The organism is Aeromonas sp. 11P (assembly GCF_051920165.1).
Classification (GTDB): Bacteria; Pseudomonadota; Gammaproteobacteria; order Enterobacterales; family Aeromonadaceae; genus Aeromonas; species Aeromonas veronii.
Genome location: NZ_JBQBDJ010000004.1, coordinates 3,905,273 through 3,919,573, shown reverse-complemented (window position 1 = coordinate 3,919,573; position 14,301 = coordinate 3,905,273). Strand labels below are relative to the sequence as shown.

Below are 14,301 nucleotides of genomic sequence, written 5' to 3'. Positions count from 1 at the left end.
GATTACAACAACCCCTGACCCAGCCCTCGCAGCCGATCGCTCAGGGTGCCAGCCAGCAGCTGACGCTGCATCCCCTGCCCCGCCAGCGTCACCAGCAGTGCCCCCAGTGTCGGCAGGCCGAGCCAGATAGCCCAGTGGAACTGCCACTGCCCCTCGAACCACCACCACTGCAGGCCAAAAGAGCAGAGCTCCACAACCATGCTGGCACAGAGCCCCGCCAGCGCACCACTGGCCACCAGCTCCCAGCGCAGCATCTTTTTCAGCAGGTCGCTGCTGGCACCCAGTGTGCGCATCAGCAACAGCTCGCGCCGACGCTGGGCCATGCTGGCCTGAGTCTGGGTCAGCAGCACCAGCAGCGCGGCCACTGTCACCAGCCCCAACATCAGCGCCAGCGCCCGGCTCACCTGCTCCGAGACCTGAGTGAGCCGCGCAATCAGGTCATCCACATCGATAAGACTCACCGTGGGGCGGCGGCGGATCAACTCCACCTCGGCAGTGCGCCCCACCTCGGGCAATCGGTAACTACCAAGCCAGGTACGGGAGAAGGGTGCCAGCAGATCCTCGGAGAAGATCATGTAGAAGTTGGGCCGCATATTGTCCCACTTGATGCTGCGCAAACTGGTGACCCTGGCGCCAAAGCTGCGCCCCTCGATGGTAAAGGCGAGCATGTCCCCCAGCTTGATATCGAGTCGCTTGGCCAACTCGCTATCCACCGACACCTCGCCGGGCCCGGCAAGCCATTTACCGGCCACCAGCTTGTTGTCGATTGGCAGGGTCGCCGTGGTAGTGAAGTTAAGCTCCCGATCGACCCCTTCACGACCACTACTCGCCCCCTCGCCCACCGCCTCACCGGCGATATGAGTCAGCCGGCCACGCACCATGGGATAGAAGTCCGAGGTCACGGCCCCCGCCGCGGCCAGTTCGCTCAGGATCCCCTCCCGCTCGTTTTCGGCCACGTTGACCAGAAACCGGTTGGGCGCATCGACTGGCAGACGAGCCGAAAACTCATCCAGCAGATCGACCCTGGCCGCCCAGAGCAAGCCAAACAGCATCAATGCCAGCGCAAAGCCCGCCAGCTGGAACAGGCCGCTGCTGCGCTCGCGTGACAGGTGAGCGAGCGCCAACCGCAAGGCATGAGGCCCGTTCACTTTTGCCCCCAGCCGCAACATCAGCGCTGCCAACAGGGCCAGCAGCCCCATCAGCAAGCCCATGCCACCCACCAGCCCCAGTGACAGCCGCACATCGGCGGTAAAGCCCCAGACCAGCGCAAACAGCCCGAGCAGTCCGACCGGCAGAGCCAGCCAGGGGGGAATCCCCGCCTCCAGCTCCCGACGCAATACCCGCAGCGGCGGCACTTTCAGCAGCCGCAAGAAGGGCACAAAAGCGAGCAGCAGGGTGATAAAGAGCGCCACCGCCACCCCCAGGGCAAAGGGGCGCCAGGAGGGGGGCGGCAGATCCGGCGGCAACAGGTCCCCCAGCAGTTGCAAGGTGATCCACTGCATGGCAGTGCCCGCCATCAACCCCAGCAGCGCGCCGATCAGCGTCAACGACAGCAGCAGGGTTCCCATCAGTTGCCAGAGCGAGCGACGAGATGCCCCCAGCGTCTTGAGCAGCGCCACCATATTGGTCTGGCGCTCGGCAAAGTGGCGCACCGCGATACCCATCGCCAGCGCCCCCAGCAACACTCCGCTTAGCGAGGCGAGCCGGAAGAAACGTTCGGCATTGGCCAGCGAGCGGCCTACCCGGGATTCGCTGTCATCCGGTTTGATCCACTTCTGTCCGGCCTGCAATTGCGGCAGCAGCCACTGTTCGTAACGGGCCAGCGATTCCCGCGGCCCCTTGAACAGATAGCGCCACTGCTGGCGGCTGCCGGGGAGCAGAGCACCGGTCGCCTCGATATCGGCACTGTGGATCAGCGCCCGCGGCGCCAGCAGGAAGGGGCTGAAGCCCTGATCCGGCTCCTCACCAAGCAGGCCTGCTACCTTGAGCACCGTATTGCCCACCTCCAGCTCATCCCCCGTTTTGGCCTTAAGCAGCTGCATCACCCGGGCGGAGAGCCAAATTTCGCCAGGTGCCGGGGCGCGGGCCGGTTCCAGAGTGAGCTTGCCGTAGAAGGGAAAACCGTCGGGCACGGCCCGAATGGAGGCGAGCTGCAACGTATCACCGTGAAACAGCATGCTGTTGAAGCTGACGGTGGTCTGCACCGCCAAGCCATCCTGTTTAGCTCGTTCCAGCCAACCATCCGGCAGAGCAGCGGCGGTACGCAGCACCCGATCAGCCCCGATAAAGTCGCGGCCCGATGCCTTGAGTCCGGCATCGAGCCGATCCGCCACCAATGCCACACTCAAGACGCACGCCACGCTCAGAGCCAGCGCCAGCACAAACCAGCGCAGCTCGCCGCTAAAACCTTCCCGGCGAAGCAGTCGCCATCCCAATCGCCACTGCATCATCCCTTGCATCTCCCGCCTGATCCGCAGCTCACCCCGTTACACCACATCATGGGCCACCTCGCGATCCAGTCTGCCCGCCGTCATGACCAGTTGCCGCTGGCAACGCTCAGCCAACTGATGGTCATGGGTCACCACCACTAGCGTGGTGCCATGCTTGCGATTGAGTTCAAACAGCAGCTCGATCACCTTCTCACCGGTCTTGCTGTCGAGGTTGCCGGTCGGCTCGTCCGCCAGCAGCAGGCTGGGACGAGTCATAAAGGCGCGAGCGATGGCCACCCGCTGCTGCTCACCGCCAGAGAGCCGTGGCGGCAGATGGTGCAACCGCTCGCCAAGTCCGACCGCGGCCAGCAGCTCGCGGGCTCTTGGTTCGCAATCACGCTCGCCGCGCAACTCGGCGGGCAGCATCACATTCTCCAGCGCCGTCATGGTCGGGAGCAACAGGAACGACTGGAACACAAAGCCGATCTGCTCGGCGCGCAATCTGGCCCGCCCCTCTTCATCCAGCTCGCCCAGGGATTTGCCGAGGATTTCGATGTCTCCCTGACTCGGCAGATCGAGCCCGGCCAGCAGCCCCAGCAGAGTGGACTTGCCGGAGCCGGAGGCGCCGACCAGTGCCACCGTCTCGCCGCTATTGACTTGCAGATCGATCCCTTCAAGGATGGTGAGGCTTTCCTGGCCGAGGCGAACCGATTTGCCGAGGCCCTTGACGACAATAATGGGGGTTGAACTCATGCTCTGTATCCTTTGTTCCAATTCCTTGATGACAATCCATAGCGGGAGTTGAATTGATGGTGCGTATTCTGTTTGCCTTGTTCGTTGGCCTCGGCAGCCTGCTCTCGTCGGCTCAGGCCCAGACCCTGCTGGTGCTGGGAGACAGCCTGAGCGCCGGCTATCAGATGCAGGTTGAGCAGAGCTGGCCCGCCCTGCTCAACCAGAAATGGCAGGAGGAGGGGGGCAAACACACTCTGCTCAATGCCAGCATCAGCGGTGAAACGACCCAAGGGGCGCTGGCCCGTCTGCCCGCTCTGCTGAAGGAGCACAAGCCGGACTGGCTGCTGATCGAACTGGGGGGCAACGATGGCCTGCGCGGCTTCGCACCGACCATTACCCGCCAAAATCTGGCCAGCATGATCGCGCTCGCCAAGGAGCAGCAGACCCGTGTGGTGTTGACCCAAATCCAGCTGCCCCGCAACTACGGTGCCCGCTATCTGCGCCAGTTCGAACAGATCTTTCCCGAGTTGGCCCAGGCTAACGATCTGCCCCTGCTCCCCTTCTTTATGGATGATATTGCGCTGCGCCCTGAACTTATGATGAACGATGGTATTCATCCCACCCCGGCGGCCCAGCCCCAAATCCGTGATAAGGTTGCCCGCTTTATGGAGCCGCTGCTCAGCCAATAAGCCCGCCGTCTATCGCCAATATCCCATAACCAAACATCCCGCCAAACTTGGATGTTTTGAATGGTCGACGATCTCGGCATGGCACCTTGATTCAACCAATCCATCGCCAATACCCAATAACAAAACATCCCGCTGAAGCGGGATGTTTTGTTATTGATTTAGCATAACCGGCAGGCAGCTTCTCAGCTTTCCAGCACCTGACGCAGCCGCTCCTGGGCCACGCCGACCAGCAAATCGGGCTGGAATTTGGAGATAAAGCGGTCGCACCCCACCTTCTTGACCATGGCTTCGTTGAAGTTGCCGCTCAGGGAGGTGTTGAGGGTGATAAAGAGGTCAGACATGCGCGGATCGCTGCGCACCTCGTGGGTCAGGCGGTAGCCGTCCATCTCCGGCATTTCGGCATCGGTGATCATCAGCAGGATCTCGTCGGTCACCTTCTTGCCAGCATCGCACCACCCCTTGAGCAGGGTCAGCGCCTGCAAACCATCCTGACACTCGATCACCTCAAGCCCAAGCTGGCCCAGGGTCTCGCGCACCAGATTGCGGGCGGTGCTGGAGTCATCGACGATCAGCACTTTGCGGCCATGCATCTCGGGCAGGATCTCCCGATCCAGCACCTCTTCGGAGATGCGGATGTCATAAGTGATGATCTCCGCCAGCACCTTCTCCACGTCGATAATCTCGACGATCTGATCCACTCCATCTTCGGGAATGCGGGTGATGGCAGTGAGGTAGTTGGCGCGCCCGGCGGAGCGCGGCGGCGGCAGTATATCCTTCCAGGTCATGTTGACGATATTGGCCACCTGCCCCACCAGAAAACCCTGAATTGTGCGGTTGTACTCGGTGATGATGAGGTTGGATTCACTGTCGATGGGCATGGGGCGCATACCGATGGCGCTGCGCAGGTTGATCACCGGGATCGAGGTACCGCGGATATTGGCCACCCCGCTGATGTTATGGTGGGAACCCGGCATCTTGCTGAGGTGGGGCAGCTTGACCACTTCCCGCACTTTGAAGACGTTGATGGCGAACATCTGACGGGTGCCGAGACGAAACATCAACAACTCGAGGCGGTTTTCACCCACCAGTTGAGTTCGTTGATCAACGGAATCCAATATACTCGCCATACGCTGATATCCATCTGATTATTAATCGACTCTATTATAGAGGCTGCCCGCCAGGAAAGGCAGGCGCATTTTCAACCAGAGCGACCAACCAGACAAAAAAAGTGAGGCCGAAGCCTCACTTATCTCATTGATTTTAAAATCAATAGCTACAGACAGACTTCCAACTGCCATCGGTTGCCTTGGGCTCGCTGCTGGTCCACCAGTTCGCCTGCCACACCACCTTGTTATGGGTGATGCGATCGCCACCATTGGCATGATCCCCCTGTGGCCAGCTCGGATAGGCCTTGTAGGCCGCCGGATTGACGTTCTGGCTGCTGCAGCTGGTGCCCGGATTCTCGCCGCCACCCGAGCCCAGCACGGCCTCCGGCAAGGTCGGGAACTCGGCCTTGAGACCAATGGTCTGGCTGCCGCTGATGATGCGCATACCGCTCGGCACGCCCGCTGCGGGCAGGTAGTAGGTCATGGCGACTTCAATCTCGGCCCCCGGAGCCAGAGTCTGCCAACCCGGCAGGTTCATGGCGACCTTGTGGAAATCCTTCTCATTGGCAATACCTTCCGAGTTGTCGTTGCCACCGCTCTCCACCACTTTCAGGCCCATGCCACTCTGATCCGTGATGGTGTCAGAGGTAGAGGTGGGCACCAGAAACTCGATGCGCGCGCCGCCCGGAATGGTCTGGGTCGACTTGTTGACCAGCTTGAGTTTCGGGTTGATCGGATAGTTGGAGTCCCCTTCCTTGAAGCCGGAGAGGCTGACCTGGATGTCGAGCTGGGCGCTCGGCGCGGCCAGATCGTTTTGCTTGGTGTTGTACGGAGTTGCCTTGGCAAACTTCTCATAAGCCAGGGTGGTCAGGGTACTGCCCATGCCGTACTCGTTCTTGGCCGGATCGAAGGCGTAGTCACCCGCCATCTCCCAGAACATCACGCCACCCAGACCGCGCTTGATGATGTAGTCGAGCTTGTGGCCCATGGACTCTTCATCTTCGGTTGAGAGGAACACCTTCTTCTCTTCGTTCCACAGCCAGGGCGCGTGGGCCTTGTCATCGTAGTAACGCACATACTTGCCCTGCATCACGTGAGCCGGATTGTTGGGATCCAGACCCCAGGCAGTGCCATAACTCGGCAGCGTGGTGATGCCGAGGCTGGCTGCATGCTCCAGGTTTTTGGCATGCCACATGGGCACAGCGCCACCGCCGATCTCTTTGCCGTTCTTGTCGAGATCATGCCAGATGTTGTCGATGCCGACCGCCCCGTTGCCGCACGGAATGGTGCTGCCACCTGTGCCCGGCTGGCACTCGTTCTGGCTCGGAAGGGCTGCCTTGCCACCCAACCCATGACTGCCACCGCTCACCCCCTGCCAACCGCGGGTGTAGTAGGGCACGCCAACGTTGATCTTGCCAGCCGCCAGCGCACCACGGAAGTAGTGGGCAGACCAAGCGGCGTTGAGGTAACCGATACCGCCAAACTGGGTCTGGGTATAGACGCCCCAATGGGAGAGCTCGGGGTCGGCATTGTTGTCGAACAGGGCAGCGTTGTGACCGACAAAGTGGTTCCAGGCACCGTGGAAGTCATAGGTCATCAGGTTGACGTAATCGAGGTACTGGGTGACCTGGAAGTTCTCCATCCCGCGCAGCAGATAGGCAGAAGCCGGTGAGGCGATGGTCAGCATATACTTGCGGCCATCTTCGTTACCAGCGTTGTCGAGCCGCGCCCGCAAGGTCTTCATCAGCACCTCGTAATTGGCAAACAGCTTGGCCCGGCACTGGTTGGAGAGCGGGAAGTCGTTGGGATTGCCCGCATCCTTCATCGAGGTGGGGTATTCGTAGTCGATATCGACCCCGTCAAAACCGTACTGGCGGATAAAACTCACCGCCGAGTCAGCCAGGGTGTTGATACCGGCAGTATTGACCGAGCAGTCACCCTTGGTAGTGGCGGTGTAGAAGCCGCGCGTATCGGCCCAGCCGCCGACCGAGATGAGGGTCTTCACGTCCGGATACTGCTTCTTGTACTTCGACAGCAGGTTGAAGTGGCCCTTGTAGGCAAATTCAGGATCCATCTCGGCACCCGGCACGCCATCCCAAGTCATCTTGGTGGCTGCATCGTCCACCTTGATGGTGTGGCTCTGCTCATCCACCGCCGCGAAGGCGTAGTTGATGTGGGTGATCTTGTTCCATGGAATATCGCTCACCAGATAGGCGGGCAGGCCGTTCTTGCCGGTGCGCCAGGAGGTGAAGTAGCCGATGACCCGACGGGCATGGTCATCCCCCATGCACTCGTAACCATCCGGGCGATAGATCTGGCGAATGTCACAAGAGAGGTTGCCACCGGTGGGCGGCAGCGCGGCCTCCTCGACATTGACGGTCACTGCCGCCGACTCGCCGCTCAGATTGGTCTTGTCAGTGGCCACCAGCTTGAGGGCGGCACTGCCTTTGGCATCCGGTGTCCAGTTAACCTGCCAGGGGGCAGTAGTATCTTCGCCCACCTTCTTGCCGTCGACATAGAGCTCGACTTTGGCCACATCGTTGTTGGCATCGGTGACGTTACCGCTCACCGCCACACTGCGACCCAGGGTCACCTTGGCGCCGCTGGCCGGGCTGCTGATGCTCACCTTGGGCGCCTCCGGCGCCACCACGGCGGCGACGTTGAAGCGCGAATCCGCCTCGCTCAGCACCTTGCCGTCTTTATCCAGCGCCCGTGCCTTGAGGGTATGGCCTCCCACTCCGGCGGCGCTCCAGCTGGCACTCCAGGGCGAGGCGCTCGCCGTGGCGACCAGCTTGCCGTCGACAAGATATTCCACCTTGGCCAGCGCCGTCACCGGACCGCTCAAGGTCACCGCCAGCGCCACACTGGTACCTTCGTTGAAGCTGGCGCCAGCAGCTGGCGAGCTGACGGCAACGCCGAGCGCCGGAGGGGGCACCTCGCCACCATAGGGCTTCCAGGCATCTGCCCAGACCACACCGACCCCCGGCTCATAGTGATAGGGGGATGCCCCGCACCAGCCTGAATAGGGAAATTCTTTGCATTCATAGAGGGCACCGACGTTGCTGACGATATCGCCAGCCTTGTAGGCAGTACCGGATTTATAGGCGGGATAAGCGGCCTGAGCCCAGGCGGGCGCAGCCGCAAGGGCGACCAGCATGGCAAGCCTGCTGGGTCTGAAGAGCTGTTGCATATTGTTATCTTCCTTGTTTTGTCTTGGCTTGGTCACCAAGGCAAAGAACAATCGCAACCTGCATGATGGGCGCAGACAACTGGCAATGGACCTGCCACAAAAACCACCCCTCACCCAGGGAAACCCCGCTATCTGGATCCACGATCGAGACCGGAAGCATTGCGCCCCGACATCACTGCCGGTTTGCCCTTTACCTGGGTTCCGTGAGGAACGAACCCAGTATAGGAAGGCGACAAGATCCCCTCAATCTTTATTCTCAAAGAGAATTATCCCCTGCCACGAAAGCGTCATGATCACAGGGTTAAAATTGATTGAATTATCAAAAAAATCATATCGTTACTGGGATCATAAAAACGCTTTCCCGCACCTTCCCAGATTCATTTAATGTGCGTTAGCTCACTGGTATGACATGCCAGAAATGTGACAATGCGCGCCCTTGGTCAACGAGCCAAGGCTATGGAATCACTGGCAAAAATAAAAAAGGAATACTATGAAAGGTACTCGTACCCTGCTGTCGCTGGCCGTAGGGCTGGCCCTCGCTGCCCCCGGCGCCCACGCCGCCTTCGTCTGCCCCTCCGATCCGGCGCAACTCACCCCCATTCCGACTATTCAGGGAACAGGCTCAGGGAGCCAGTTCGCAACCGACACGGTGACCGATAAAAACGGCAACATCACGGGAAAAATCAGTCCGGGTACCTTCATGGTGCGCGGTGTCGTCACCACCCTCGGCCAGAGTCTGACCAGAGGCTTCTATCTGACCGATCCCGTCGGGGATGGTAATCCGGCCACCTCAGATGGCATCTTTGTCTATCTGAACGACAAAGACTTCGCGACCAAATATAAAGACATCAAACCGGGGGCTGAACTCTGCCTCGAAGCCAGGGTCGAGGAGTATTACGGCGGCACCCAGCTCAAACCCACCTTCGAGGCCAACAAAGCCCGCCTGCAGGTCACCGCACAAGGGCTGACGGTGCCAACCAGCATACTGCAGGTCAATGAAGAGGAGACGCTGACCCAAGCGCTCAATCGCCACGAGGGGATGCGGGTACGGCTCGACAGCAGCAGCGATCTCCACCTGACCCGCAACTTCAGCTTCGACTACAAGGCCTCTCGCACTAACCTGGAACTCTCCCATAAGGCGCCGCTTATCAAGCCGACCCAGCTCCATGTCGCCAGCAGCCCGGAAGCGGTCGCTCTGGCCGCCAAAAATGGCAGCAACCGTCTGGTGGTCGAGTCTGATTTCAAAGTACAAAATGGAGCCCTGCCTTGGTTCCCTGCGCTGGATGCAGATCAGGGCTATCTGCGTATCGGTGATCAGCTCGATGGCCTGGAAGGGGTGGTGATTTACAACAAGGATGCCTTCCGTCTGGTGGTACCCAGCGATGTCACCCTGAGCGCCGGCTCCCTGCTGCGCACACCGGAAGATGACCGCCAGCCAGCTCCCGCCCGGGCCAGTGGCAGCGATCTGCGGATCGGCAGCTTCAACGTGCTCAACTACTTCACCAGCCACTCCAGCATTGGCGGCGCGCTCAACGTCTTGTGCAAAGATCAGGCGGATGCAGATAACACAGATCCAAAAGTAAACAGTTGTAACCGCGGAGCCAAGACACTGACCGGGTTCGACAAACAGCGCACCAAAATCGTCAACGCCATCACCGAAATGGATGCCGATCTGCTCGGCCTGATGGAGATGGAGAACAACGGCTTTGGCGACAACTCCGCCATCAACAATCTGGTGACCCGCCTCAACGAACAGCAGAAAGATGCGAGCAAACACTACGCCTATGTGCGTCTGCCGGTCACTGCCCTTACCGATGGCAAGTTCTTCGGCGGCGACGCCATCATGGTGGCGATGATCTACCGTCCTGCCCTGCTCACCCCCAGCGGAGATGCCAGCGTCATCAAGCTGCCGGAGCAGCGCTACACCACTGGTGGTGTGGCCAAGACAGCCGGTCAGCGCGATTCACTGGTGCAGACCTTTACCGTCGCCGGCAGCAAGGATCCGCTGACGCTGGTGGTCAACCACCTCAAGTCCAAGGGGTCAGGCTGCTATGAAAACGGCGATGGCAAGACAGAACCGGCCGACCTGCAGGGCAAGTGTACCGAGTTCCGCGTGACCGCGGCCAAGGTGCTGGGTGAAGCCGTCAGCAAGCTGCCGGGACAGGTACTGCTGGTGGGCGACTTCAACTCCTACGCCAAGGAGGACCCGATCCGGGTGCTGACCGATTACAATCCAGCCACCAGCGAACGCAAGATCGTATCTGCCTCCCACACCTTTATCGGTGAGCAATCCTATGAACAGCTCGGTCGCGAGGTGACTCGCAGCTATGGCCTGATCGATCTCAACGTCAAGTTCAACAAGGAGAAAGCCATCTCCTACAGCTATGACAGCGAGCTCGGCACCCTCGACTACGCCCTCGCCAACCCGGCGCTGACCAGCAAGGTGGCCGGCGTAGCCGACTGGCATATCAACGCCTTCGAAAGCAATCAGTTCGAGTACGCGGCCAAGTTCACCGACGCCCTGGTCAAATCTGATAACCCCTTCAGCGCCTCCGACCACGACCCCATCATCGTCGATCTGAACATGAAGGGTGATGCCGGCAAACCTGACACCTCCTCAGGCGGTGGTGCACTGGGACTCGGCCTGCTGGCCCTGTTACCGCTGGCCTGGCGACGTCGCCGTTAACCACAAGCGCATCTGAATAGTGCAAGAAAGCCCGCGAGTCTCGCGGGCTTTTTCATTCAGGTCATTGGATTTACAAATGAAAGGCGCGGGCGTATGGAGAAAATAAATGATGGAGAAAACAAAAGGCCACCGCGATGCGGTGGCCTTTTGCTTCTTGTAACAAGAATTTGGTGGAGCTACGCGGGATCGAACCGCGGACCTCTTGCATGCCATGCAAGCGCTCTCCCAGCTGAGCTATAACCCCGATTTTTGTGAATGACCGGTAGTCATTCTGAATTTGGTGGAGCTACGCGGGATCGAACCGCGGACCTCTTGCATGCCATGCAAGCGCTCTCCCAGCTGAGCTATAACCCCAAATTCGGTATTGAATGAATGGTTCTGGCGGCCATTCATCCTAAATAATGGTGGAGCTACGCGGGATCGAACCGCGGACCTCTTGCATGCCATGCAAGCGCTCTCCCAGCTGAGCTATAACCCCACAAAGGTCGGCTTGGGTGATACACACCGCACTGCCCTGGGTACTTCATGTCAATCAGGAACCTGGTGGAGCTACGCGGGATCGAACCGCGGACCTCTTGCATGCCATGCAAGCGCTCTCCCAGCTGAGCTATAACCCCTTTGATTCCAGATTGTTCGAGGAGAATTTGGTGGAGCTACGCGGGATCGAACCGCGGACCTCTTGCATGCCATGCAAGCGCTCTCCCAGCTGAGCTATAACCCCAACTCACCTCGGCGCTGACGAAGTTATCTCCGGCAACGGAGGCGCATGATAGGCATCACCCGCTTTGCTGTCAACCCTAAAATAACCGCGACTGATTCGTTTAGTCAAAATTGCAGCAGTTCGCTGTTTTTACCAGCAAGGCGCGTGCTATCTCTCTGTTTTATGTCACAAATCGGCTCAAGCACCTATACAGGAGAGGCCGTGCAGCAAGCCCCTTTCCCCGTGCAACGCCCCCCGCTCTCAGACCTCTCTATGCTGGCTGGTAATCAGCTTCTCCCCCGTCACCTCGGGAAAGCCTTTCCATAAAGGGCATTGCATTTGAAAACCCTTTCCATGATTTTTGTAAATTTACAACACAGAAAGTTGATCTGGATCACAAATGACCATAGGATCAAACCGTGACCCAGGTCACACACCATAACCATAAATGACAGAGCGATGAGGTAAACCATGTTTGAGAATCTGGCAGTCCTGTTCCACCTGCGTGGTGCAACCACCAAGAACGGCGTTGTAGAGAAAGATGCCTATGCCCCCTCCACCCGTGAATACTACTTCCGCTACGGCAAATAATTGCTGAAAGCCTTTCACGAAAAATGTAATAAAACAACAACACACATCATCACACAGCCCTTTCGAGGCGCTGTCCTGTCCGGGCCAGATGTTCCACGGCCAAACCTGAACTCCACCAAACAAGAATGGGGCCCGCAGGCCCCATCTTTTATTGCTCCGGATTGTCATTGCACCAGATAGTGCGCTGGCTAATCGGCAAGCCTTGTAACCCTGAAACGGCTCAGAGCTTGATCCAGGCATCAGCCCAGGCCGTGCCCTTGCCCGGCTCATAAGCCCAGGCGGCACCGGCGCACCAGCCGGTGTAGGGGTGCGGTTTGCACTCGTAGCTGGCACCGCCGTTGCTGACCCGCTCGCCCGCCTTGTAGGGAGTCCCCTCTTTATAGACCGGATAGTCAGGCGGCGTTCCCCCCCCCTCCTCTCCTTTCACCAGCAGGCTATGAGTAGTGCTGCGGCTCAGATTACCTTCATCTGTGACCGTCAGTTTGATCTCCAGCTTGGTATCGCTGGCTGGCTTGGGCAGAGTCAACTCCAGCGTAACCTGATCCAGCGCAGGCGCAGAGGCACCGGCCGGAATAGTCCAGGCATAAGTGAGCGGTTTGCCTTCCGGATCGCTGGAGTGCTGGCCGGAGAGGGTCACCTTGCTGCCACCTTCGGCCTGCGCCGGGCCAGTGATATTGGCCACCGGCGGCAGGTTGGTGCCACCGCCGTTATCCTCGATCACCACCTCCGGATAGAAGTGCTGAACGCAGCGGCTGTAATCCCCTGCCTTGAAGGCGCTGAAGCGGGTCTGGTAGCCCACCAGCTTGCACGCATAGCTCTTGCCGCCGTTGGGGTTCTCTGCCACATAGCTCCAGTCCTGCTCCCAATAGATGGGCAAGGCACCGGCGCCATTGTCGTCAAACACCTTCATGTTCTTGCAACCCAGCACCTCGTCGGATGGCACCGCCACTCCGAGGTAGTTGGCAAACTCGCGGTAGTAGTTGATGCGGTTCTGGGACTGGGCGTGCTCGACCGGGCCGCCGCACTCCACCCCACCGTTGATGATCTGGGTGGTGACCCCGAAGCCCGGCACCAGACCGTTCTGCTTGTCAGGGTCATTCGGCTGCCAGGTGCCATCGATGACATGGAGCATGGAGGGCTTGGGCGGCTGCGGATAGGTATAGAAGAACACCGCACTGGCGAGGTTCAGCCAGGTGTCGGCCACCAGATCGGGGCGGTCGAGCAGGGTGCGCACCGTGCCGAACATCGCCTCGGAGAAGGGGCCGTAGTTGTAGTTGTAGGAGAGTTGCTTGGCGCCGCGGCCAAAGTAGCTCTTGAACTCGCCATTGTCGAACGTACCGCACGGCCACTGCTGACCCTGCCACACATCGGGGCGGCACTCGGCGTTGTAACCGCCGCGCATGGTCTCATTCCATCCCATCTCGCGCACGTAGACCAGCGCCTGACGCCACTCGGCTTCCGGGCGCCAGTTTTCATGGCCGCCGGTCTCCTGGGCGAAGTGGGCGAACATGGTCGCCAGGGTCTTGCGGCAGATGGCGTCAGCATCGCGGCCGTCGCTGTAGTCGCCGCACAGGGCCGGGAACTTGGCCGCCGCCTGCAGCAGGCCGCGATAGGTGTACTCGGGGGCGCGCAGCGGGAAGAGGTAGTTGAACTGACCCTCGCTCAGCAGGCTTTCGACCCGCTTGACGTTGCCCGGGTTGTCGACACGGCCCGGCTGCACCGCCTCGACCACCAGATTGTCCCGGGTAGCGATGGAAGCCTTGACCGCTTCCATCGCCGGGAAGTCGGTCAGCGCCTTCTCTTTGGCATCCAGCTCGGCCTGGCTCATATAGACGGGGGTGGTGCTGCCATCCGGCGGGGTAGGCGTTGGCGGATTGGGCTTGTCATCGCCGCCGGTGTCCGGCGGGGTCACTTCCCCTTCGCCGACAAGCTTCCACGGGGTATCCCACTCATGGGCGGCCGCCATGCCCGGAGTCTGACCCGGGTTGACCCACCACTTGGCCTCGAAAACCTGGCCGTTGTAATTAACCTGGCTGCCGCCCGGGTAGGATTTGTTGATGTCGTATGCCTCGGCCGCCCACAGGTGGCCGCTCAGCATCATGCCGGCAAGCAGAAGGGTGATGCGGTTTTTTTTCATTATTGTTGCTCTCTATGGTTTTGTGGCAAAAGGCGGAGCCT

7 protein-coding genes, 5 tRNA genes and 1 riboswitch are annotated in these 14,301 nt (G+C 59.9%); of the genes, 2 read left to right on the top strand and 10 right to left on the bottom strand.

Features of this window, described 5'->3' with window-relative positions; all coding sequences use genetic code 11:
* Positions 1–2: 2 nt before the first annotated feature.
* Together ACTG1P_RS18185 and ACTG1P_RS18180 are read right to left on the bottom strand one after the other, a co-directional pair.
* Entirely contained in the window at positions 3–2,450 is a 2,448-nt protein-coding gene (locus ACTG1P_RS18185) for an ABC transporter permease (RefSeq protein ID WP_440002318.1), read from the bottom strand.
* A 36-nt stretch (positions 2,451–2,486) separates the two neighbouring features.
* Positions 2,487–3,182, bottom strand: coding sequence for an ABC transporter ATP-binding protein (locus ACTG1P_RS18180; protein WP_019446439.1), 696 nt, complete (start codon positions 3,180–3,182; stop codon positions 2,487–2,489).
* A 56-nt stretch (positions 3,183–3,238) separates the two neighbouring features.
* Between ACTG1P_RS18180 and ACTG1P_RS18175 the strand changes: the two genes are divergently transcribed.
* Positions 3,239–3,850 carry an arylesterase gene (locus tag ACTG1P_RS18175; protein WP_005335237.1) on the top strand — a complete coding sequence of 204 codons (612 nt, stop codon included), beginning with the start codon at positions 3,239–3,241 and terminating at the stop codon, positions 3,848–3,850.
* A gap of 182 nt (positions 3,851–4,032) precedes the next feature.
* Here the strand turns inward: ACTG1P_RS18175 and ACTG1P_RS18170 are convergent, their stop codons facing one another.
* Together ACTG1P_RS18170 and ACTG1P_RS18165 are read right to left on the bottom strand one after the other, a co-directional pair.
* Positions 4,033–4,977, bottom strand: a complete 945-nt coding sequence (locus ACTG1P_RS18170) for a chemotaxis protein CheV (protein WP_005335238.1) — start codon at positions 4,975–4,977, stop codon at positions 4,033–4,035.
* Between the two features lie 139 nt (positions 4,978–5,116).
* Entirely contained in the window at positions 5,117–8,146 is a 3,030-nt protein-coding gene (locus tag ACTG1P_RS18165) for a glycosyl hydrolase family 18 protein (protein WP_160882092.1), read from the bottom strand.
* A 115-nt stretch (positions 8,147–8,261) separates the two neighbouring features.
* Positions 8,262–8,344, bottom strand: a riboswitch (cyclic di-GMP riboswitch).
* A gap of 292 nt (positions 8,345–8,636) precedes the next feature.
* Here ACTG1P_RS18165 and ACTG1P_RS18160 point away from each other — a divergent pair.
* Complete coding sequence (locus ACTG1P_RS18160; RefSeq protein WP_160882093.1) at positions 8,637–10,832, top strand: ExeM/NucH family extracellular endonuclease; 2,196 nt, start codon at positions 8,637–8,639, stop codon at positions 10,830–10,832.
* 168 nt (positions 10,833–11,000) lie between these two features.
* Here ACTG1P_RS18160 and ACTG1P_RS18155 read toward each other — a convergent pair.
* From ACTG1P_RS18155 to ACTG1P_RS18130, 6 genes are all read right to left on the bottom strand, one after another.
* A tRNA-Ala gene (locus ACTG1P_RS18155) sits at positions 11,001–11,076 on the bottom strand.
* A 34-nt stretch (positions 11,077–11,110) separates the two neighbouring features.
* Positions 11,111–11,186, bottom strand: a tRNA-Ala gene (locus tag ACTG1P_RS18150).
* A gap of 48 nt (positions 11,187–11,234) precedes the next feature.
* Positions 11,235–11,310: transfer RNA gene (locus tag ACTG1P_RS18145), tRNA-Ala, on the bottom strand.
* A 63-nt stretch (positions 11,311–11,373) separates the two neighbouring features.
* Positions 11,374–11,449: transfer RNA gene (locus ACTG1P_RS18140), tRNA-Ala, on the bottom strand.
* A gap of 28 nt (positions 11,450–11,477) precedes the next feature.
* Positions 11,478–11,553, bottom strand: a tRNA-Ala gene (locus tag ACTG1P_RS18135).
* A 790-nt stretch (positions 11,554–12,343) separates the two neighbouring features.
* The gene (locus tag ACTG1P_RS18130) at positions 12,344–14,260 is read right to left on the bottom strand and encodes a glycoside hydrolase family 19 protein (protein WP_440001874.1); all 1,917 of its coding nucleotides are present in this window, start codon (positions 14,258–14,260) and stop codon (positions 12,344–12,346) included.
* Between the last annotated feature and the right edge of the window lie 41 nt (positions 14,261–14,301).

What these genes read in the sequence shown, in the direction of transcription:
- ACTG1P_RS18170 (WP_005335238.1), bottom strand. Translation starts at nt 4,977, where the DNA reads ATGGCGAGTATATTGGATTCCGTTGATCAACGAACTCAACTGGTGGGT.
- ACTG1P_RS18185 (WP_440002318.1), bottom strand. Translation starts at nt 2,450, where the DNA reads ATGATGCAGTGGCGATTGGGATGGCGACTGCTTCGCCGGGAAGGTTTT.
- ACTG1P_RS18130 (WP_440001874.1), bottom strand. Translation starts at nt 14,260, where the DNA reads ATGAAAAAAAACCGCATCACCCTTCTGCTTGCCGGCATGATGCTGAGC.
- ACTG1P_RS18160 (WP_160882093.1), top strand. Translation starts at nt 8,637, where the DNA reads ATGAAAGGTACTCGTACCCTGCTGTCGCTGGCCGTAGGGCTGGCCCTC.
- ACTG1P_RS18180 (WP_019446439.1), bottom strand. Translation starts at nt 3,182, where the DNA reads ATGAGTTCAACCCCCATTATTGTCGTCAAGGGCCTCGGCAAATCGGTT.
- ACTG1P_RS18165 (WP_160882092.1), bottom strand. Translation starts at nt 8,146, where the DNA reads ATGCAACAGCTCTTCAGACCCAGCAGGCTTGCCATGCTGGTCGCCCTT.
- ACTG1P_RS18175 (WP_005335237.1), top strand. Translation starts at nt 3,239, where the DNA reads ATGGTGCGTATTCTGTTTGCCTTGTTCGTTGGCCTCGGCAGCCTGCTC.